Source organism: Cytobacillus sp. FSL R7-0696, assembly GCF_038006865.1.
Lineage (GTDB): Bacteria > Bacillota > Bacilli > Bacillales > Cytobacillaceae > Cytobacillus > Cytobacillus kochii.
Genome location: NZ_JBBOWA010000001.1, coordinates 4433937 through 4454031, shown reverse-complemented (window position 1 = coordinate 4454031; position 20095 = coordinate 4433937). Strand labels below are relative to the sequence as shown.

The following is a 20095-nucleotide window of genomic DNA, read 5'->3' as shown; positions in this document are numbered from 1 at the left end:
CTAAAATGGTTAAAATGACAAGTTTAACACCCCGTCAAATTGTCGAAAGACTAGACCAGTTCATAATCGGTCAAAAAAATGCCAAGAAAGCTGTAGCAGTTGCATTAAGAAATAGATATCGTAGAAGCCTACTGCATGAAGAGCTTCGTGATGAAGTAAGTCCTAAGAATATTTTGATGATTGGACCAACAGGAGTTGGTAAAACTGAGATTGCAAGAAGGATTGCGAAATTAGTTGGTGCTCCATTTGTTAAGGTAGAGGCAACGAAATTCACTGAAGTGGGTTATGTAGGTAGAGATGTAGAATCTATGGTTAGAGATCTAGTTGAGACATCTGTGCGACTTGTGAAAGAAGAAAAGGTAGCAAGTGTGCAAGAAATAGCAGAGAAAAATGCTAATCGCCGAATTGTCGAATTGCTCGTACCTAGTAATAAAAAGTCCGCCAATTATAAGAACCCTTTAGAAATGTTTTTTGGTGGTGGGAATGATCAACAAGAGAGCGATCATGAGCAACAAGATGATCAGTCAATTCAGCAAAAGCGTAAAGTAGTGAAAACAAAGCTTGAAAATTTAGAGCTAGAAGATGAAATAATCACTGTTGAAATAGAAGAACAGCAGCCGTCTATGTTTGATATGCTCCAAGGTTCGGGTATGGAACAAATGGGGATGAATATGCAAGATGCACTTGGTGGATTAATGCCAAAGAAAAAGAAGAAGCGAAAACTTACAGTAAGCGAAGCTAGAAAAGTTTTAACGAACGAAGAAGCACAAAAGCTTATTGATATGGATGAAGTAGGTTCTGAAGCCATCTATAGAGCAGAACAATCTGGTATGATCTTTATCGATGAAATTGATAAAATCGCAAGTAAAAACTCAGGTGGCTCCTCAGCAGATGTTTCTCGCGAGGGTGTGCAAAGAGATATTCTTCCTGTCGTTGAGGGATCAACGGTTGTAACGAAATATGGTACAGTAAAAACCGATCATGTCTTATTCGTTGCAGCTGGAGCATTCCATACCGCTAAACCGTCTGATTTAATACCTGAATTGCAAGGACGTTTCCCGATTAGAGTCGAATTGACAAAATTAACTGTGGATGATTTTGTGAAAATATTAGTTGAGCCTGATAATGCCTTAATCAAACAATATCAAGCATTATTGGAAACAGAAGGTATACAAATTGAATTTTCTGACGATGCTATACGTAGGATTGCAGAATTTGCTTATGATGTAAATCAAAATACCGATAATATTGGAGCAAGACGATTGCAAACGATTATGGAAAAAATGCTTGAAGACCTTTCGTTTGAAGCGCCTGAGGTAACATTAGAGAAGATTGTGATTACGCCACAATATGTAGAAGAGAAGCTCGGGGAAATTTCTAAGAATAAAGATTTAAGTCAATTTATATTATAATCCTTATTTGATGAAATTTCATTGTACTCCTAATCAAGCAAATCTTAGCAAAAAAATAAGTAACGAAACATTCAAGGGATTGAAATAATGTTCCAAAGTTATAGGAGGAAAAATCAATGAATTTATTAAAAAAATCAAGAACAATTAATGCAATGCTACAAAAGGCTGCAGGTAAGCCAGTTAACTTCAAAGAAATGGCAGAAACTTTAAGTGCTGTTATCGAAGCAAATATCTATGTAGTAAGCCGTAGAGGTAAACTATTAGGATATGCTGCGAACCAACAAATCGAAAATGAGCGAATGAAGAAAATGCTTGAAGATCGTCAGTTCCCAGAAGAGTACACTAAAAACTTATTTAACATTCAAGAGACATCATCTAACTTAGATGTGAATAGTGAATATACTGCATTCCCTATCGAAAATAAGGAGTTATTTGGCGCTGGATTAACGACAATTGTTCCTATTATCGGTGGAGGAGAACGTTTAGGTACCCTCATTCTTGCAAGAGTGGAAGATGCCTTTGAAGATGATGATTTAGTTTTAGCTGAATATGGTGCTACAGTAGTAGGTATGGAAATTCTTCGTGAAAAAGCAGAAGAAATTGAAGAAGAAGCTAGAAGTAAAGCAGTTGTACAAATGGCGATTAGCTCTTTATCATACAGTGAGTTAGAAGCAATTGAACATATCTTTGAAGAGTTAGACGGAAAAGAAGGTCTATTAGTTGCTTCAAAGATTGCCGATAGAGTTGGAATCACACGTTCTGTTATTGTTAATGCACTAAGAAAATTAGAAAGTGCTGGCGTAATTGAATCAAGATCATTAGGGATGAAAGGTACTTATATTAAAGTATTGAACGATAAATTCCTTTTCGAGTTAGAAAAATTAAAATCTAACTAAGAAGTAAAATAAAAAAACTTTTAAAATAACACGGAGACGCAGTGATGCGTTACCGTGTTATTTTTATGGTGTCAAATTTTTCTGTATTACAACTTTATTACGAACGAAATAATAAAGTAATAACGAATAAAGTAGAACTTTGAGCCTATTTTTTAAAAAACAAAATGCTCATAGTTCTTTATACCTATTTAAAAATATATTCGAACGCTTGATTCAACTGATAGTGAATAGTGTTTTTAAAAAACACGGAAAAATGAAGCGTATTTTTGCCTAGTAAGAAAAATGTCGAAAATAGGACAAAAGAATTATCAAAAAACCCTTCTAGGTCATAGACTTATTATTTCATATTCTTTACAATGATGATAGATGAAATTATTAGTAAGTGCTAATTGGGGAGAATTTTGGAAAAAACGAGGTGAAGTTTGTGAAAGTCTTCTCACAATCCATGTCGATTATCGAAAACGCAATTCAACAAACATCGACAAAACAAAAGGTGATCTCGCAAAATATCGCGAATGTTGACACGCCAGGATATAAAGCGAAAGATGTAAGCTTCAAATCTGCTTTTGATTCCGCATTATCTAACATGAATACATATAAAACGGATGAAAGGCATTTTGATTTCACGCCATCTAATTTAAATACCACCGTCTTGACGAAGAAAAATGTAACATATAACGAAAGTGGTAACAGTGTAGATATGGATCAGGAAATGTCAGAGCTTGCAGCAAACCAAATTCAATATAACGCATTGGTTGATCGCATGAGCAGTAAATTTAATGGACTTGAAAACGTAATTAAGGGAGGTAGATAATCGATGACTATCTTTCATAGTTTAGATACAACAGCTTCCGCACTAACAGCGCAAAGGTTAAGGATGGATGTCATCTCTTCAAATATGGCCAATGCTGATTCTACTCGCAGCGTGACTGGGGAAGACCCTTATAGAAGAAAATCTGTCGTGCTTCAAGCGAAAGATAACGGCTTTTCATCATTTTTACAAACAGCAATAAATGAAAAAAGCCAAACGGGTAATGGTGTAAAGGTAACGAGAATTGTTGAGGATGAAACGCCTTTTGAACTCGTCTATAATCCATCTCATGCTGATGCTAACGCAGAAGGGTATGTAGAAATGCCAAATGTGGACCCATTAAGAGAAATGGTAGATTTGATGAGTGCAACACGTTCATATGAAGCAAACGTCACTGTATTTAATGCGAATAAGAATATGCTCTTGAAGGCATTGGAAATAGGTAAATAAGAAGGAGACTAAGAGATGAATATTAATAGCTTCTCTCCCGTCGTACATACAAATAGTCCGGATAATGCTCAAAATGTAAAAGAGATTACACCGAGTGATGCACATAATAGCTTTGCTTCGGCTTTGAAAAGTGCAATTGATAGTGTAAATGAAAGGCAAATATCATCGGATGAAATGACGACAAAACTTGCTACGGGGCAGGATGTTGATCTTCACGACGTAATGATCACCGCTCAAAAAGCGAGTGTATCCATGTCTTTAACACTAGAAGTACGTAACAAGGCAGTCGAAGCATATCAAGAGATGATGAGAATGCAAGTGTAAAACATGTATTCTCGTCTGATGACTAACCAAGGACCATCGGGGGATTTTTAGATGAAAGATTCTTTGCAAGCATATGGTACAAAGGTGAGAACGTTCTGGGATGCGAAAACAAAGGGGCAAAAGGCTCTAATAATCGGTGCTCCGTTATTATTAATCATTGGTATTAGTATCATTGTTTTTCTTTCGACCAGAACCACCTTAGTCCCACTATATAGTAACCTGACACCCTCAGAAACAGGCAGTATAAAAGAAAATTTAGATGCTAAGGGGATTAAGTCAGAAATCGTTGAAGGTGGTACAGCTATTAAAGTACCAGAAGAACAAGTAGATAGCCTCATGGTAGAGCTAGCTGCAGAAGGTATCCCAGATAGCGGTAATATTGATTACTCATTTTTTAGTCAAAATGCTGGGATCGGGATGACGGAAAATGAATTTGACGTGATGAAACTAGATGCGATGCAGTCTGAATTAGCAGAGTTAATGAAAGGTATTGATGGTATTAACAACGCTAAAGTCATGATAAACATGCCTGAATCTGGTGTGTTTTTAAATGAAACAGAGGAACAAGCATCTGCGTCTATCGTTTTAAACACGGATCCAGGTTATAAATTCGAAAATCAACAAATCCAAGCACTCTATCATTTAGTGTCTAAAAGTGTACCTAATTTACCTACTGATAATATCGTCATAACTAATCAAAACTTTGAGTACTTTGACTTGAAAAACAGTGAAGAATTTTCGACAGGCAATCAATTTGCCGTACAACATGAAATAAAAAAAGAAATCGAAAAGGATATCCAACGTCAAGTGCAAACGATGCTAGCTACATTAATGGGTCAAGAAAAAGTTGTGGTGTCTGTTACAGCAGATGTCGATTTTACACAAGAGAATAGAGAAGAAAATCTTGTCGAACCAGTAGATGAAGAGAATATGGAAGGAATAGCCATTAGTGCACAAAAGCTCACAGAAACCTTTACAGGGAATGGAGATACAGAAGGGGGTATCCCGCAAAGTGAAGATGGTGCGGATGCACTCGGCTCTTCTTATGTTGAAGGTTCAAATAGCAACGGCGATTATGAAAAAATAGAAGAAACAATTAATAATGAAGTAAACAGAATAAGAAAAGAAATTGTTGAAAGCCCGTATAAAGTTAGGGATTTGGGCATTCAAGTAATGGTGGAACCACCTGATGCTAATAATCCAAATTCATTGCCACAAGATCGAATTAATGATATTACGCAAATCTTATCAACCATTATCCGTACATCTATCGATAAAGATACATTGGATGAAACGTTAACTGATGAAGAGCTACAAAATAAAATAGCTGTCTCCGTTCAAGAGTTCAATGGAAAAGTTGAGTTTCCAAATGAAGAAGCAGCAACGATTCCTTGGTGGATATATTTGGTTGTCGGATTACTATTATTAGTAATTATATTATTACTATGGTTATTTTTACGTAATAAAAAAGAGAAAGAAGAAGAGATTGTAGAGTATGAAGTGGAAGAGCAATTAAATGATTCTATACCTGATGTACATCAGGTAAAGGAAACAGAGGCAAGCATCCGAATCAAGCAATTAGAGAAGCTAGCTAAAGAGAAACCGGAAGACTTTGCCAAGCTCCTAAGAACATGGATTACGGAAGATTAGGAGGCCAGTCAAGCGTGAAAAGGGAGAAGAAAAATCTTTCAGGACGGCAAAAAGCAGCCATTTTATTAATATCTTTAGGTCCAGATATTGCTTCTAATGTGTATAAGCATTTAAGTGAAGAAGAGATTGAAAAGTTGACTTTAGAAATATCCGGTGTAAGAAAAGTAGACACTGAGGCAAAAGAAGATGTGCTAGATGAATTTCATCAAATCGCTCTTGCTCAAGATTACATTGCGCAAGGGGGGATCGGATACGCGAAGACTGTGCTCGAAAAGGCATTAGGAAACGAACAAGCAACAGCGATAATAAATCGTTTAACTTCGTCGCTTCAAGTGAGACCATTCGATTTTGCCAGAAAAGCTGACCCAACACAAATATTGAATTTTATTCAGAATGAACATCCGCAAACCATTGCGTTAATTCTTTCTTATTTAGAACCACAGCAAGCTGGTCAAATACTGTCGGAATTACCTCAAAATACGCAAGCAGATATTGCTAGAAGAATCGCAGTAATGGACGGCACTTCTCCTGAAATTATTAATGAGGTCGAACAGATTTTAGAAAGAAAGCTGTCCGCTACTGTTACACAAGATTATACGCAAACTGGTGGAGTTGAGTCTGTAGTAGAAGTGCTCAATGGAGTGGATCGCTCAACTGAACGTACGATTCTTGATGCATTAGAAATTCAAGATCCAGATTTAGCTGAAGAAATAAAGAAAAGAATGTTTGTGTTTGAGGATATTGTTACGCTTGATAATAAAGCGATTCAACGAGTGATAAGAGATTGTGCAAGTGAAGATCTTATGCTTTCTTTGAAAGTGTCTAGTGAAGAAGTAAAAGAGATTATTTATAAAAATATGTCACAGCGTACTGTGGATACATTTAAAGAGGAAATGGAATTTTTAGGACCAGTTCGACTTCGAGAAGTCGAAGAAGCACAATCAAGAATTGTCGCAATTGTACGCAGACTGGAAGAAGCTGGGGAGATCATCGTCGCCAGAGGCGGAGGGGATGATATTATTGTCTAGGTTATTTAAACATTCTTCTCACGATTACTTAAGTGAAGAGGAGCAAATAACAATCTCTATTCGGCCGATGTTTAAACAATCAGAGGATCATCCATCACAGCAGATGTCTGTCTATTATGACCAGGTGATTAATGAAGCAGAGAAGAGAGCGGAGGAAATTATTCAATCAGCCAATCAGCATGCTGATCGCATATATCAAACAGTTCAAGAAGAAAAGGAAAAGGCAAAAGAAGAACAAGAATTGGTACGTAAAGAGGCATATGAAGAAGGTTATCTCACCGGGATGAGTAAGGGCAAAGAAGATGGATTTAACTCATATTCATCTAGATTAGCAGAAGTAAAAGAGATAATTAATGCAGCAAAAACTGATTATGAAGAAACTATTCAGTCAGCGGACCGAACGATATTAACGATTAGTATGAATGTAGCAGAGAAAATCATTGCAACGGAATTAACTCATCATACGGAGCACTATCAATCTTATGTAAAAAACGCATTAAAAGAAGCCAAGCATTACAAAAACATTAAACTTATTGTTCATCCTGATAAATATCTAGAGTTATTAAGCTATAAGGATGAACTAAAGGCAATGTTACCGGTTGAAGCTGGCCTGTATATCCTTCCCGATGAAGAACTTTCTGTAGTAGATTGTGTGATTGATTCAGATAATGGTCGAATTGATGCCACGTGTAAAAGCCAAATAGACGAGATCAAAGAAAGACTATCAGAATGGTTGGAGACCCATCATGAACTTGGATAAGTTATTAGAGGAAATCCATGTCACAGATAGTTTCAAAAAATACGGGAGAGTCAAGAGAGTTGTTGGCCTAATGATCGAATCTCAAGGGCCGGTTAGTTCCATTGGTGATGTTTGCTATATTCATGTGCAAGGTAAGAAGAGCAGGAAGATACGTGCAGAAGTGGTCGGATTTAAAGATGAGAATATTATTCTTATGCCGTATACAACGGTTACTGATATATCGCCTGGGAGTTTAGTAGAAACAACAGGAAAACCGTTAGAAATTAAAGTTGGGACTTCTCTTGTAGGGAATGTCCTTGATTCCTTGGGACAACCATTAGACGGGTCTCTACTTCCAAAAGGATTAAGAGAGGTGCCAACAGAACAAGAGCCACCAAATCCCCTATTGCGACCACCCATTAGCGAACCAATTGAAGTAGGCGTTCGGTTGATTGATAGTTTATTAACAGTTGGTAATGGCCAAAGAGTGGGGATTTTTGCAGGTAGTGGTGTTGGTAAAAGCACCCTACTCGGCATGATTGCCAGAAATACAAAAGCAGACATTAATGTTATTGCTTTAATTGGTGAAAGAGGAAGAGAAGTCCGTGAGTTTATCGAGAGAGATCTTGGTCTTGAAGGATTAAAACGTTCAATTGTCATTGTAGCTACCTCTGATCAACCGCCATTAATGAGAATAAAAGGGGCCTATACTGCGACAGCCATTGCAGAATACTTTCGTGGCAAAGGTATGAAGGTTATGATGCTAATGGATTCTGTTACTCGGGTAGCAATGGCACAACGGGAAATAGGTTTAGCAATTGGCGAACCCCCGACAACAAAAGGCTATACGCCATCAGTTTTTTCTGTTTTACCTAAGCTGTTAGAGAGAACTGGCACCTCCATAGAGGGGTCTATCACTGCCTTTTATACAGTGCTTGTTGATGGTGATGATATGAATGAACCAATTGCTGATACTGTGAGAGGTATATTGGATGGTCATTATGTGTTAGATAGAGAGCTCGCTAATAAGGGACAATATCCTGCTGTAGATGTACTCAAAAGTATCAGTCGTGTAATGAATCAAATTAGTAGTAAGAGGCATATAAAAGCAGCTGAGAGTTTAAGAGAATCACTTAGTACTTATAGGCAATCAGAGGATTTAATTAATATCGGTGCATATAAGAAAGGATCATCACAAGAAATAGATCGAGCGATTGCTTTATATCCACAAATTTTAAATTTTCTTAAACAACAAACGGATGAAAAAGTGACGATCGATGATGGAATTGAACAACTATTTGCGCTAGTTGGAGAAGGAGCACAGTAACAAATGTCTTTTAAATATAAGTTCGAGAAAATTATGCATGTAAAAGAACGTGAAAAAGATGAAGCTTTGGATATTTATAATCAAGCGACGAGACGTTTTGAAGAAGCTGCGACCAAACTATATGATTTGCTAAAGAAAAAAGAAGATTTAGATAGATTGCAATCAGAAAGACTAGTTAGTGGTTTACAAGTAGTGGAAATGCGTTATCAACAACAGTTTATTTCGAATTTAGAAAAGACAATTAGTCATTATCAAAAAAGAGTAATGAATGCCCGTACTCAAATGTACTATTATCAAGAAAAGCTTGCAGAAAAAATGACAGAGTACAAGAAATATGAAGTCATTAAAGATAAGAAGAAGATGCAATACGTATCAGAAATGAAGAGATTAGAAAATATTGAAATGGATGATATTTCAATCCAGCAATTTATCCATAAAGAACTTTAGGTGATAAGATGGAAAGTCACAAAGAGAAAAAGTCTAGACCGGTCATTAAGATATTTATGATCATTGCCACCACTTTAATTGGACTTATCGCAATTGGATTATTAATCCTAACTGTAAGTGGATATAACATTTTTGATGTGGCGAAAAAGTATGGTCAAAATGTTCCTGTTCTATCTACCCTTTTTGAAGAAGATCAAATAGAAATGATGCAAACAATGGAAAATAGACTGATCGAACTAGAGGCAGAGGTAAATGACCGTGAGGCAAGAATTGAGCAACTGCAAAATCAAGTAGAAAGTAAAGACAATGAATTAAATAAAGCAAACCAAGAAAAAACACGATTAGAGAATAGAGTAGACGAATTAGTTTTAATGAAAGAAGAGAATAAGCGGGCATTTAGTGACATTATTAAAACTTATGAAGAAATGGCTGCTAAAAAAGCTGCGCCTATTTTATCTAATATGAATGAAGAAGAAGCGGTGCGAATCCTGGCAGAGGTAAAACCTGAAGTACTTGCTGATATACTGGCAAAAATGGAACCAACAAAAGCTGCTTCATTTACAAGCCTGGTAACAGCGTCTGTAGAAAATACTTCTACCACAGATGACGATGAGAAAGCCGCTGAATAAAGAGGGAGATGTTTCATGGAACTCATGTCACTGTTACCTATAAGTAATAACCATCAATCTACTAAAGAAATATCAGCTAATGAGAAGATGGGTAAAGGCGATTTCGCTCAATTTTTAGGGAGTGTTCTGTCAAATGTGGAAACGGTCAGTCCGAATAGCGACGTCACGAAAGATACAGTTACAGAGCAAGATGATTTGCTATCTACTCTCGGGGTATTAGAGTGGGAAGATTTGCCGGAAGAATGGCAACCGTTTATGTATATCGACTTACGTGATGAACCGCTTGTTGTAGAACAGGCTAGTCAGTTATTAAACATTGAAGAAGAAGAGATGGAATTGATTTTTACTCATATCCAGTCATTGTTGACAAATCAAGCTGATATTTCTACAGATCTTCAAACGACAGAAGCTAGAGAGAATTTTCTTTCAAAGTTAGTTTCAGCAGTGGAAGGTGGACGTGCGCAAACGCAAACAACTGACCTTATCACTCAGAACAAAGCCGTCTTCCAAACAATAAAGCTTGTACAAATGATGAATCAACAAACAGAACCATCACCATTTAATCAACAACAATTAGCTGGTCTCGTAAAAGACATCGTGAAAATACTAGAAAACGAAGCAGTAGTACCGATACCTCAATCCATTTCTTTAAAAGCCCAAGAGACACAACTTCGAACACAACAGTTGGTCAATCATTCACCACTAAGCATGACGTTAATAAATAGTGAGCAGAAGCAAATGGAAACAGAAGTGGAAATACGAGCAACAATTAGTAAAGGAATAGAGGATCAAAATCCGGACATAAAGACTGTGCAAGTTCCTACAAATCCGGTTGCAATCTCTAAGAACGATACTTTGCAGTTACATATTCCACAAAATGGAAAACCAATTCCGGCAGAACAATTAATAAAACAGTTTGAGAATACCTTATCTCGTGCCAAATTTACGACGGTTAATGGAATACAAAAACTGAGCATACAACTCACACCAGAACATTTAGGCACATTGAAGATAGAAATTGTCCAAAAAGATCAAGTGATGATTGCTAGAATTATTGCAAGTACACAGGCAGCCAAAGATGCATTTGAATCTAGCGCACAAACTCTCAGACAAGCATTTCATACACAAAATATCAATGTCGACAAGATCGAAATTTATCAAACCTCATTAGAACAAAAGCATGCAGAGGAATCGTTCAATCAAAGAGAGAAGAATCAACCAAATCAAGATGGTGATGGTCATAACGGCAGAGATGAACAAAAGGCTAAAGCAACCTCTTTCTTCGATGAATTAGAAGCAGAATTATTAAATCTAAAGGTTTAGGTGGTACGTTATATGACAAACAGTATTGATTCTTCTTTATTGCTATCACAATCACAAGTAGCCAATACAAGTAATAGCAATACATTAGGCAAAGATGACTTCTTAAAACTATTAATGGTTCAACTTCAAAATCAAGACCCAACAAGCCCGATGGATGATAAAGAATTCATTTCACAAATGGCTCAGTTTTCTTCTTTAGAACAAATGACTAATCTGACAACAAGTATGGAAGAAATGATCAACATTCAAGAGCAGAACCAATTACTATCTTATTCTCATTTTGTAGGTAAAGAGATTACTTGGCATAAATTAAATACTAATGAGGCTAATGTGGAAGTTGAGCAAGGAACTGGAAAAGTTGCTTCCATACAGTTCAAAGATTCTACTGTCACATTTATTCTTGAAGATGGAACCGAGTTATCACCAAGTAATATTTCTGAACTAAATCAGCCAACGATTGATGAGAATACATTAGTTCAATCTAGTTTATTAATCGGAAAAGAAATTACTTATCAGGATGATCAAGGGGAAAATCAAATAGCCAAAGTGGAGTCAGTGTCCTTTAAAGATGGACAAACATATTTTCATATTTCAGGTTCTGAAAAATTAATTACCCCTCAGCAAATTATGAAAATTGAATAAAAGCGAAATGATATATTTGATGATTTAAAGGAGGAAATGCAATGTTACGCTCAATGTATTCAGGGATCAGTGGGATGAAGAATTTTCAAACAAAATTAGATGTAATTGGTAATAATATCGCCAATGTTAATACAGCCGGTTTTAAGAAGAGTAGAGTGACATTTAAAGATGCAATGAATCAAATGGTGGCTGGTCCATCCTCGCCGACAGAATTACGTGGGGGGCGAAATGCAACACAAGTTGGCCTAGGGTCTACTTTGGCTACTATCGATGTTATTCACTCTGGATCGAGTATGCAAACGACCGGTAGAGCATTGGATTTAGGCATTGAAGGAGATGGTTACTTTATCGTTCAGCAAGGCGGCGCCCAGTATTATACGCGCGCAGGTAATTTTTATTTGGATGATGATGGCAGTCTAGTGAATAGTGAGGGTTTAAAAGTACAGGCATATAATAGCAACGGTGTATTAGGTGATGTGGTTGTAAATGTGAATGCCACCCTTCCTTCAGTAACAACAGAATCAATCACTATCCAAGGAAATCTAGCAAAAGATGCGAATGTTGGAACGGTATTCAATCAACAAATAAAAACAATTGACAGCAATGGCAATGCCCATGCGTCAACTGTGTACTTTAAAAAGGTGGGCGAAAATAGCTGGGGTGTCTTTTTTGATGAAGAGCCAAAACCATCTTCTGTTGGTACAATCACAAGTTCAAATGATGACGCTGGAAATATTAGTGTGAAAAATCCAGAAGGTTACAAGGGGACACAAACAGGAGAATGGAAAGTTGAGTTAAATAATGATGTATATACGATTTCAACACCTGATGGTGAGGTAACTGTAGATGCTTCTGCAGTGGAGAATGGCGTCTTATCTGCCCATGGCTTACAAATTGATGTATCAAATGTGAAAGAAAATGGTACTTGGACGTTTAATGTTACGGCACCCACCCAACCTGAGGATAATCTTACATTAAGCTTTGATGCCAATGGACAAATCGTAGGTGCTGATGCGTTAAAAGAAGGCATTAGAATACCAGTTCCTTCAGGTGTAACAGATAATATGGCAACGGCTGATGATGAAAGTCAATTATTAGTTAATCTTGATTTTTCTGCACTTACACAAGTAGAAGGAGCATCGAATGCCAATGTATTCCCTGATGGTTATACGGAAGGGAAACTGGAAAGCTTCAACATTGGTGCATCTGGTGAAATTAATGGTGTCTATTCAAATGGTCTTATCGATATTCTTGGAACGATCGCTTTAGCCAAATTTAGCAATAGCTCAGGGTTAACAAAAGCTGGTAATAACCTTTATCAAGCTTCTGCCAACTCAGGTGTGGCTAATATTGGTATGGCAGGTGACGGAAGAGGGAGCTTAGCAGCAGGATCACTTGAAATGTCTAATGTTGATTTATCAGAAGAATTTACTGAAATGATTACTGCACAAAGAGGCTTCCAAGCAAATACAAGAATTATTACGACGTCTGATGAGATCCTTCAAGAACTAGTTAACTTGAAACGTTAAAAAGGGAGGTTTAGGCAAGCTTAGGTTTGCCTATTACAATAAATTGATAAAATTATCGAGATTAAATGGTCAATCGTTTAGGTTAAATGCGTTTTATATCGAAACAGTCGAATCATTTCCTGATACAACAATCACACTTACCAATGGTAAAAAGTATGTTGTGAAGGAAAATGAATTAGAAGTAGTGGAAAGTATTCAGCAGTTCTACCAGGCTGTTGGGATGATTAAAGCTCATTCTATGTGGGAGGAGAACGGTGAAGATGAATAAAAAATGGCTCATCGTTGGAATTCTGTCATTGTTACTAGTTATTAGTGGTTCGTTATTTTACTTTACGGATGTATTTGCGAAGGATGCAAATGAGTCTTCTATTGATGATATTCTTGAACGCACTGTCTCTATTGACCAGATTACGACAAATCTAGCAAGTGACGATTATATACGGATATCTTTTACTATTCAAGTGGAGAGTAAAAAGGCGAAAGAAGAGTTAGAGAAAAGAGATTTCCAAGTGAAGAACTTAATGATCCAAGAGTTATCAGAAATGCAAGCAGATGATTTAAGAGGTAAAGATGGTCAACTATTATTACAGAAAAATTTAACAAAAAAAATAAATGACCTGATGGAATCGGGCAAAATTGAAAAAATCTATATAACTGAATCAATCCTCCAATAACATAATTGCTGACAGATTACTCATCTTTTAAAAATAAGAGTTTAATTCAAAGATATGGAGGTGACTTTTTTGCCAGGAGAAGTTTTATCGCAAAGTGAAATAGATGCGCTTCTATCAGCCCTTTCAACTGGAGAGATGGACGCTGATCAACTGAAAAAGGAACAGAGTGAGCGCAAAATTAAAACATATGATTTTAAACGTGCTCTTAGGTTCTCTAAAGATCAAATTAGAAGCATAACAAGGATTCATGAAAATTTTGCTCGGTTATTAACAACGTACTTTTCTGCACAATTAAGAACTTATGCGCAAATTTCAGTGACGTCTACTGATCAAATTCCATATGAAGAGTTTATTAGTTCTGTTCCAAAAATGACAATCCTTAATGTTTTCGATGTTCCACCACTTGATGGGAAAATATTGATCGAAGTAAATCCCAATATCGCATACGCATTAATGGATCGCATGATGGGTGGCAAAGGATCTAGCTTAAATAAAGTAGAAAACCTAACAGAGATAGAAACAAAAATTATGTCTAATACGTTTTCGAAAGCTTTTCTTCTCTTGAAAGAGGCTTGGAGTAATGTAATAGACATCGAGCCAAGTTATGCAGATTTTGAAGTCAATCCTCAATTCTTGCAGATGGTCTCACCTAATGAAACAGTTGTCGTAATATCTCTCACTGCCACAATAGGCGAGGCGAGTGGAATGATTAACATTTGTATCCCGCATGTGGCATTAGAAGCCATTATGCCAAAGTTATCAGTAAGATATTGGATTGAATCAGATGTAAAGAACAGAGAGCCTGAAGAGATAGAACGATTAACAAAGAATATTGAGATGGCCAGTATTCCCGTTGTCTGTGAATTAGGATCGACGGATATTAATATTGAAGATTTCTTAGATTTAACAATTGGTGATGTGATTGAGTTGGATCAGGGCATTCACGAACCGATGCAGATTAAAGTTGGCGAAATTCAAAAATTCACAGGACAACCTGGGAAAGTCCATAAAAAAATGGCTGTACAAATTTTGGATTTTGTGAAAGGAGAAGAAGAAAATGAGTAATGATATGCTTTCACAAGATGAAATTGATGCATTGTTAAAAGGAACGGGAGACGAGAACGAAACATTTTTTCGTTCTGCTCCAGAAGAGCAAGACAAAGGGCAAGAACTAACGCTTATTGAACAAGATGCTCTTGGAGAAATAGGTAATATTTCATTTGGTAGTTCGACGACAGCTTTGTCTACGTTATTAAATCAGAAGGTAGAAATAACGACTCCTTCTGTTTCTGTTATTGAATATGATAAATTAATCGAAGAATTCCCCCATCCTTATGTTGCCATTAAGGTGAATTATACAGAAGGGTTCAAGGGAACGAATATTCTTGTTATTAATCAACATGATGCATCAATCATTGCCGATTTGATGCTTGGTGGTGATGGAAGTCAACCATCGCCAGATATGGGAGATATTCATTTAAGTGCGGTGCAAGAAGCAATGAATCAAATGATGGGCTCAGCTGCTACTTCAATGTCCACTATTTTTGGGAAAAGGGTGGATATATCACCTCCGACAATTGATATACTTAATTTAACGACAGGTGAAGGGGCAGAAACGATTCCTAGGGAAGATCCTCTAGTGAAAATCTCTTTTCGCATCATCATTGGTCAATTAATTGATTCTCATATTATGCAAGTATTACCTTATCACTTTGCCAAAAGCTTAGTGAAGGAGTTATTACAAACAACAGCTGAAGAACAAAGTGACAAGGAAATGGAACAACAAAAAGCAAATGTTGTTCAACCGCAAGAGATTGCACAGATGAAAGAGACAAGCTCATCTTTAACAATGAGTGATATGTCTCATAGCTCTACTGAGAATGGTGATACATATAGTCAGCCTAATGATTATCAACAACCAACTGAGCCAATGCAAAAACAAGTGGCACAGGCGCAGATTCAGCCGGCCAACTTTTTAGAGTTTGGTTCGCAACAACCAGCTGAAAAGCAAACGAATAATTTGGATATGCTCTTAGACATACCTTTGCAGCTAACAGTCGAATTAGGACGTACCAAAAGATCTGTAAGAGAAATTTTAGATATGACGCAAGGGTCAATTATTGAATTAGATAAATTGGCAGGCGAACCAGTAGATATTTTAATAAATAGTAGATTAATAGCAAAAGGTGAAGTGGTTGTAATAGATGAAAACTTCGGTGTAAGGGTCACTTCAATAATCAGTCAACAAGATCGTCTTAAAAAGTTAAGGTAACCAAGGAGGAATAGAAAATGTCTCAAAAAATATTAATTGTCGATGACGCAGCTTTTATGAGAATGATGATTAAAGATATATTGGTGAAAAATGGTTTTGAGGTTGTAGGTGAGGCAGCAGATGGTTTACAAGCCGTTGAAAAGTACAAAGAAACAATGCCTGATTTAGTTACAATGGATATTACCATGCCGGAAATGGACGGAATCACAGCATTAAAGGAAATCAAAAAGATTAATAGTCAAGCTAAGATTATTATGTGTTCTGCTATGGGACAGCAGGCGATGGTGATCGATGCCATTCAAGCAGGTGCAAAAGATTTTATTGTTAAACCATTTCAAGCAGATAGGGTTATCGAGGCGATTTCAAAAACATTGAATCAATAAGCCGTAAGAAGTGAGATGTAATGAACATGTATAAACAAGTAATAGGAAGAATATGTCTACTAACCATTTCCTGCTTATTTTTGACGCAGTTACTTCATGTGACTGCGTCAGCTGAATCTAGAAGTGTTGAGGAAATGGTGAAGGATGAGGAAAAATCCGCAGAGAAAAATGAGGTTGAACCAAATATACACTCAGAAGAAATAACAGCAGACACTGCGGAAGTCGGGTTAAACGCTTGGGATTTTATTCAGATGATTTTTGCTACAGTGTTTGTTGTTGGCTTGTTATATGGATTGTTAAAGTTTGTTAATAAAAAGAGCCGCTCTTATAAATCAACCAATGTCGTTAATCACCTTGGTGGGACTGCCTTAGGTCAAAATCGCTCGGTGCAAGTCGTCAAAATAGGTGAAAAAGTGTATATACTAGGCGTTGGTGAAAATGTACAACTCATCAGTGAGGTCGCTGATAAAGAAGAGCAGGATACTTTATTAAAAAATTATGAAGAACAAGGCGACCAGTCATTGCCAGCAAAACAGTTTCTTACTCAACCTTTCAAGATAATGAAGAAGTCGAAAAGTGAACAAGTTAAGAACCAATCCTTTCAAGATATTCTTAGTAAACAACTGGCAGATATGAAAAAAAAACGTTCCGACCAACTTGAAAACCTGAAGAAAGGTAATCACGAACATGAATGAAGTAATGGAGATATTTAATAACAGTTCGCCCGATAATATTTCAACATCTATTAAACTGTTACTAATGTTAACAGTACTTTCTCTAGCGCCAAGTATTTTAATATTAATGACATGCTTTACGCGTATCGTGATTGTTCTCTCCTTCGTTAGGACGGCATTAGCTACTCAATCTATGCCTCCCAATCAAGTGATAATTGGACTTGCCTTATTTTTAACTTTTTTTGTGATGGCGCCTACTTTTCATGAGGTTAACGAACAAGCATTATCACCCCTATTCAATGAAGAAATTGATCTAGAGGAAGCATATGATAGAGCTTCCCTTCCCTTTAAAGAGTTTATGAGTGCTCATACGAGAGAAAAGGATCTACAGCTATTTCTAGATTATTCAGGAGCTGAAAAGCCTACTTCTATCGAGGAGATTCCATTAACAGCACTAGTGCCAGCATTTGCTATTAGTGAAATTAAAACAGCCTTCCAGATTGGTTTTATGATTTTTATTCCTTTTCTAGTCATTGATATGGTCGTAGCCAGTGTATTAATGTCGATGGGAATGATGATGCTTCCACCTGTAATGATCTCATTACCTTTTAAAATTTTATTGTTCGTGTTAGTTGACGGTTGGTATTTAGTAGTGAAATCACTACTACAAAGTTTTTAAGTAAGGGAATGTTAGAGAAATGACTTCGGAAACCGTAATTTCAATCGCCGAGCAGGGGATAATGGCAGTACTAATTGTATGCGGACCATTATTATTACTAGCCTTAGTGGTCGGCTTAATTGTGAGTATCTTTCAAGCAACAACACAAATTCAAGAACAGACGCTAGCATTTGTGCCAAAGATTGTCGCTGTGTTAGTTGGTATAGTCGTCTTTGGACCATGGATGTTAAATTATATGGTTAGCTATACGAGTGATATTCTTTCTAATTTAACAAGGTATATAGGTTAAAGTTATTATGCAAGAATTATTCAACTATTTTCCAAGTTTCCTATTAGTATTTGTAAGAATTACTTCATTTTTTGTGATGATGCCGATTTTTTCATATAGGAATGTTCCTAATACAATGAAAATAGGGCTTGGCTTTTTTATTGCATGGATTATGGTATTTACACTCGATTTACCATTACTTGAAATAGACAATATGTATATTTTTCTCATTCTTAAAGAAGCATTGGTTGGTTTGTTTATCGGCTTTCTTGCTTATTTATTATTATCGGCGATTCAAACAGCAGGTGGCTTTATCGACTTTCAAATGGGTTTTGCGCTAGCGAATGTCATTGATCCACAAACTGGTGCACAAAGTCCGCTAACGGGTCAATTTTTATACATTATCTCACTTCTATTTCTATTATCGGTCAATGGTCATCATTTATTATTAGACGGAATCTTTTATAGTTATCAATATGTGCCACTAGATCAACCGTGGATTGCGTTTGGAAATGCTAATATGGCTGAATATATGGTGAAAGCTTTTAGTAGAATGTTTGTTATTGCCTTTCAAATGGCTATTCCCGTTGTCAGCTGTTTATTTCTTGTTGATGTGGCATTAGGGATTCTCGCTCGAACTTTCCCTCAGCTAAACGTTTTTGTTGTCGGGTTACCGTTGAAAATTGGTGTAAGCTTCATCATCTTATTTAGTGTGATGGGTGTGATGATGTTAGTTGTATCAAAACTGTTTGAAGAAATGTTGTATTTCTTACGAGGCTTGATGAACTTGATGGGAGGGGCATAAAAAAATGTTTCTCACACTCGATTTACAGCTTTTTGCTGGAGAAAAGACAGAGAAAGCAACACCGAAAAAGAAACAAGATAATCGTAAGAAGGGGCAAGTTGCAAAAAGCCAAGATGTAAATACCGCTATTATGTTACTAGCTGTTTTTATGTTCTTTTTCTTTGCCGCAGATTTTCTGCAAACTTCCATCATCACAATGCTTGAGCATTCTTTTAATGAATATTTATTACTTGATGTAACGGAAGCATCTGTTTTTAAGATTTTATTGGACATCTTAAAAGAACTAATTATGATTGTCGGCCCAATTATGATAGTGGCCCTTATCGCAGGAATCATTGCAAATTATATACAAGTTGGCGTGTTATTTACGACAAAACCAGTTGAACCGAAGCTTGAGAAGTTAGATCCGATTAAAGGCTTTAAGAGGATTTTTTCTCTCCGAGCCATCGTTGAATTGTTAAAATCGATTCTTAAAATTAGTATCATTGGCGTCGTTGTTTTTTCGATTTTGTGGTTAAGAATTGACGAGATTCTCATTCTTTCACAAAAAACAATAGGGGCTGCAATGAAAACAGTCATTGATTTAACCATCCAAATGGGGATATTTGCTTCCTTAGCGTTATTGGTTCTAGCAATATTAGATTATTTATACCAAAAATATGATTATGAAAAGAATTTACGAATGTCAAAGCAAGATATAAAAGATGAACATAAAAGTTCGGAGGGAGACCCTTTAATTAAATCTAAAATTAAGCAAAGGCAGAGGGAGATGGCGACAAGAAGAATGATGCAAGAAGTGCCAAAAGCAGATGTCATCATTACCAATCCCACTCACTATGCTATCTGTTTGAAATATGATGAGTCGAAAGCAGACGCACCTATTCTTACAGCTAAAGGGGTCGACCATGTCGCACAGAAAATAAAATTAATCGCTAATGAACATAAAGTAATCATGGTAGAGAATAGACCGCTTGCTAGAGGCCTTTATGATCAAGTTGATATTGGCGAGAGTATACCTGAAGAGTTTTTTAAAGCGGTTGCTGAAGTTTTAGCTTATGTATATAAAGTGAAAAACCAATTGGAGAAATGATAACTATTAAAAATACCCATCTATCAAAAGATGGAGAGATAGA

24 protein-coding genes are annotated in these 20095 nt (G+C 36.4%); all 24 read left to right on the top strand.

The annotated features are described in order from the left end of the window. Positions 1 to 14: 14 nt before the first annotated feature. Entirely contained in the window at positions 15 to 1412 is a 1398-nt protein-coding gene (gene hslU / locus MKX29_RS22650; protein ID WP_373370913.1) for an HslU--HslV peptidase ATPase subunit, read from the top strand. 116 nt (positions 1413 to 1528) lie between these two features. Beyond that, positions 1529 to 2308, top strand: coding sequence for a GTP-sensing pleiotropic transcriptional regulator CodY (gene codY, locus MKX29_RS22645; RefSeq protein ID WP_224938594.1), 780 nt, complete (start codon positions 1529 to 1531; stop codon positions 2306 to 2308). 424 nt (positions 2309 to 2732) lie between these two features. Further along, on the top strand, positions 2733 to 3122 hold the full coding sequence (gene flgB / locus MKX29_RS22640) for a flagellar basal body rod protein FlgB (protein ID WP_224938652.1): 390 nt from the start codon (positions 2733 to 2735) through the stop codon (positions 3120 to 3122). Positions 3123 to 3125: 3 nt separating this feature from the next. Next, a complete protein-coding gene (gene flgC, locus MKX29_RS22635; RefSeq protein ID WP_095373475.1) occupies positions 3126 to 3569 on the top strand; it encodes a flagellar basal body rod protein FlgC in 444 nt (147 codons plus the stop codon). A gap of 15 nt (positions 3570 to 3584) precedes the next feature. Next, entirely contained in the window at positions 3585 to 3893 is a 309-nt protein-coding gene (gene fliE / locus MKX29_RS22630; protein WP_224938596.1) for a flagellar hook-basal body complex protein FliE, read from the top strand. Between the two features lie 51 nt (positions 3894 to 3944). Then, a complete protein-coding gene (fliF, locus tag MKX29_RS22625) occupies positions 3945 to 5543 on the top strand; it encodes a flagellar basal-body MS-ring/collar protein FliF (protein ID WP_341107927.1) in 1599 nt (532 codons plus the stop codon). A 14-nt stretch (positions 5544 to 5557) separates the two neighbouring features. Then, the gene (gene fliG / locus MKX29_RS22620; RefSeq protein WP_251166478.1) at positions 5558 to 6571 is read left to right on the top strand and encodes a flagellar motor switch protein FliG; all 1014 of its coding nucleotides are present in this window, start codon (positions 5558 to 5560) and stop codon (positions 6569 to 6571) included. Next, positions 6564 to 7331, top strand: a complete 768-nt coding sequence (gene fliH / locus MKX29_RS22615) for a flagellar assembly protein FliH (protein ID WP_341107924.1) — start codon at positions 6564 to 6566, stop codon at positions 7329 to 7331. Before fliG ends, fliH begins: the two co-directional genes overlap by 8 nt. Continuing rightward, positions 7318 to 8637, top strand: coding sequence for a flagellar protein export ATPase FliI (gene fliI, locus MKX29_RS22610; RefSeq protein ID WP_341107922.1), 1320 nt, complete (start codon positions 7318 to 7320; stop codon positions 8635 to 8637). Before fliH ends, fliI begins: the two co-directional genes overlap by 14 nt. A 3-nt stretch (positions 8638 to 8640) precedes the next feature. After that, positions 8641 to 9084: a flagellar export protein FliJ gene (fliJ, locus tag MKX29_RS22605; protein ID WP_224938601.1), complete on the top strand. Its 444-nt coding sequence runs from the start codon at positions 8641 to 8643 to the stop codon at positions 9082 to 9084. Between the two features lie 8 nt (positions 9085 to 9092). Then, positions 9093 to 9713 carry a MotE family protein gene (locus tag MKX29_RS22600; protein WP_341107920.1) on the top strand — a complete coding sequence of 207 codons (621 nt, stop codon included), beginning with the start codon at positions 9093 to 9095 and terminating at the stop codon, positions 9711 to 9713. 15 nt (positions 9714 to 9728) lie between these two features. After that, on the top strand, positions 9729 to 11036 hold the full coding sequence (locus MKX29_RS22595) for a flagellar hook-length control protein FliK (protein WP_341107917.1): 1308 nt from the start codon (positions 9729 to 9731) through the stop codon (positions 11034 to 11036). Positions 11037 to 11048: 12 nt separating this feature from the next. Beyond that, positions 11049 to 11678, top strand: coding sequence for a flagellar hook assembly protein FlgD (gene flgD / locus MKX29_RS22590; RefSeq protein WP_341107915.1), 630 nt, complete (start codon positions 11049 to 11051; stop codon positions 11676 to 11678). Between the two features lie 41 nt (positions 11679 to 11719). After that, a complete protein-coding gene (locus MKX29_RS22585; protein WP_341107913.1) occupies positions 11720 to 13207 on the top strand; it encodes a flagellar hook protein FlgE in 1488 nt (495 codons plus the stop codon). Positions 13208 to 13250: 43 nt separating this feature from the next. After that, positions 13251 to 13475 carry a flagellar FlbD family protein gene (locus MKX29_RS22580; RefSeq protein WP_095369524.1) on the top strand — a complete coding sequence of 75 codons (225 nt, stop codon included), beginning with the start codon at positions 13251 to 13253 and terminating at the stop codon, positions 13473 to 13475. Next, complete coding sequence (gene fliL, locus MKX29_RS22575) at positions 13468 to 13881, top strand: flagellar basal body-associated protein FliL (RefSeq protein ID WP_095369523.1); 414 nt, start codon at positions 13468 to 13470, stop codon at positions 13879 to 13881. Before MKX29_RS22580 ends, fliL begins: the two co-directional genes overlap by 8 nt. A 69-nt stretch (positions 13882 to 13950) precedes the next feature. Next, positions 13951 to 14946, top strand: a complete 996-nt coding sequence (gene fliM / locus MKX29_RS22570; protein WP_289433531.1) for a flagellar motor switch protein FliM — start codon at positions 13951 to 13953, stop codon at positions 14944 to 14946. Then, complete coding sequence (fliY, locus tag MKX29_RS22565) at positions 14939 to 16153, top strand: flagellar motor switch phosphatase FliY (RefSeq protein WP_224938607.1); 1215 nt, start codon at positions 14939 to 14941, stop codon at positions 16151 to 16153. The genes fliM and fliY overlap by 8 nt, the downstream gene beginning before the upstream one ends. A gap of 17 nt (positions 16154 to 16170) precedes the next feature. After that, on the top strand, positions 16171 to 16536 hold the full coding sequence (locus MKX29_RS22560) for a response regulator (protein ID WP_095369520.1): 366 nt from the start codon (positions 16171 to 16173) through the stop codon (positions 16534 to 16536). A 20-nt stretch (positions 16537 to 16556) separates the two neighbouring features. Then, positions 16557 to 17231 carry a flagellar biosynthetic protein FliO gene (locus MKX29_RS22555; RefSeq protein ID WP_341107910.1) on the top strand — a complete coding sequence of 225 codons (675 nt, stop codon included), beginning with the start codon at positions 16557 to 16559 and terminating at the stop codon, positions 17229 to 17231. After that, positions 17224 to 17889 carry a flagellar type III secretion system pore protein FliP gene (gene fliP, locus MKX29_RS22550; protein ID WP_095369518.1) on the top strand — a complete coding sequence of 222 codons (666 nt, stop codon included), beginning with the start codon at positions 17224 to 17226 and terminating at the stop codon, positions 17887 to 17889. The genes MKX29_RS22555 and fliP overlap by 8 nt, the downstream gene beginning before the upstream one ends. Before the next feature lie 19 nt (positions 17890 to 17908). Continuing rightward, positions 17909 to 18178 carry a flagellar biosynthesis protein FliQ gene (gene fliQ, locus MKX29_RS22545; protein WP_095369517.1) on the top strand — a complete coding sequence of 90 codons (270 nt, stop codon included), beginning with the start codon at positions 17909 to 17911 and terminating at the stop codon, positions 18176 to 18178. A gap of 7 nt (positions 18179 to 18185) precedes the next feature. After that, positions 18186 to 18962 carry a flagellar biosynthetic protein FliR gene (gene fliR / locus MKX29_RS22540; protein WP_341107908.1) on the top strand — a complete coding sequence of 259 codons (777 nt, stop codon included), beginning with the start codon at positions 18186 to 18188 and terminating at the stop codon, positions 18960 to 18962. Positions 18963 to 18966: 4 nt separating this feature from the next. Continuing rightward, positions 18967 to 20052 (top strand): flagellar biosynthesis protein FlhB, encoded by a 1086-nt coding sequence (gene flhB, locus MKX29_RS22535; protein WP_224938611.1) that lies wholly within the window; start codon positions 18967 to 18969, stop codon positions 20050 to 20052. The last annotated feature ends 43 nt before the right edge of the window (positions 20053 to 20095 follow it).

Excerpts from the sequence above, each read along its gene's own strand:
- hslU (WP_373370913.1), top strand. The coding sequence starts at position 15 with ATGACAAGTTTAACACCCCGTCAAATTGTCGAAAGACTAGACCAGTTC.
- codY (WP_224938594.1), top strand. The coding sequence starts at position 1,529 with ATGAATTTATTAAAAAAATCAAGAACAATTAATGCAATGCTACAAAAG.
- flgC (WP_095373475.1), top strand. The coding sequence starts at position 3,126 with ATGACTATCTTTCATAGTTTAGATACAACAGCTTCCGCACTAACAGCG.
- fliE (WP_224938596.1), top strand. The coding sequence starts at position 3,585 with ATGAATATTAATAGCTTCTCTCCCGTCGTACATACAAATAGTCCGGAT.
- fliF (WP_341107927.1), top strand. The coding sequence starts at position 3,945 with ATGAAAGATTCTTTGCAAGCATATGGTACAAAGGTGAGAACGTTCTGG.
- fliI (WP_341107922.1), top strand. The coding sequence starts at position 7,318 with ATGAACTTGGATAAGTTATTAGAGGAAATCCATGTCACAGATAGTTTC.
- fliJ (WP_224938601.1), top strand. The coding sequence starts at position 8,641 with ATGTCTTTTAAATATAAGTTCGAGAAAATTATGCATGTAAAAGAACGT.
- MKX29_RS22600 (WP_341107920.1), top strand. The coding sequence starts at position 9,093 with ATGGAAAGTCACAAAGAGAAAAAGTCTAGACCGGTCATTAAGATATTT.
- MKX29_RS22595 (WP_341107917.1), top strand. The coding sequence starts at position 9,729 with ATGGAACTCATGTCACTGTTACCTATAAGTAATAACCATCAATCTACT.
- flgD (WP_341107915.1), top strand. The coding sequence starts at position 11,049 with ATGACAAACAGTATTGATTCTTCTTTATTGCTATCACAATCACAAGTA.
- MKX29_RS22585 (WP_341107913.1), top strand. The coding sequence starts at position 11,720 with ATGTTACGCTCAATGTATTCAGGGATCAGTGGGATGAAGAATTTTCAA.
- fliL (WP_095369523.1), top strand. The coding sequence starts at position 13,468 with ATGAATAAAAAATGGCTCATCGTTGGAATTCTGTCATTGTTACTAGTT.
- fliY (WP_224938607.1), top strand. The coding sequence starts at position 14,939 with ATGAGTAATGATATGCTTTCACAAGATGAAATTGATGCATTGTTAAAA.
- MKX29_RS22560 (WP_095369520.1), top strand. The coding sequence starts at position 16,171 with ATGTCTCAAAAAATATTAATTGTCGATGACGCAGCTTTTATGAGAATG.
- MKX29_RS22555 (WP_341107910.1), top strand. The coding sequence starts at position 16,557 with ATGAACATGTATAAACAAGTAATAGGAAGAATATGTCTACTAACCATT.
- fliP (WP_095369518.1), top strand. The coding sequence starts at position 17,224 with ATGAATGAAGTAATGGAGATATTTAATAACAGTTCGCCCGATAATATT.
- fliQ (WP_095369517.1), top strand. The coding sequence starts at position 17,909 with ATGACTTCGGAAACCGTAATTTCAATCGCCGAGCAGGGGATAATGGCA.
- fliR (WP_341107908.1), top strand. The coding sequence starts at position 18,186 with ATGCAAGAATTATTCAACTATTTTCCAAGTTTCCTATTAGTATTTGTA.
- flhB (WP_224938611.1), top strand. The coding sequence starts at position 18,967 with ATGTTTCTCACACTCGATTTACAGCTTTTTGCTGGAGAAAAGACAGAG.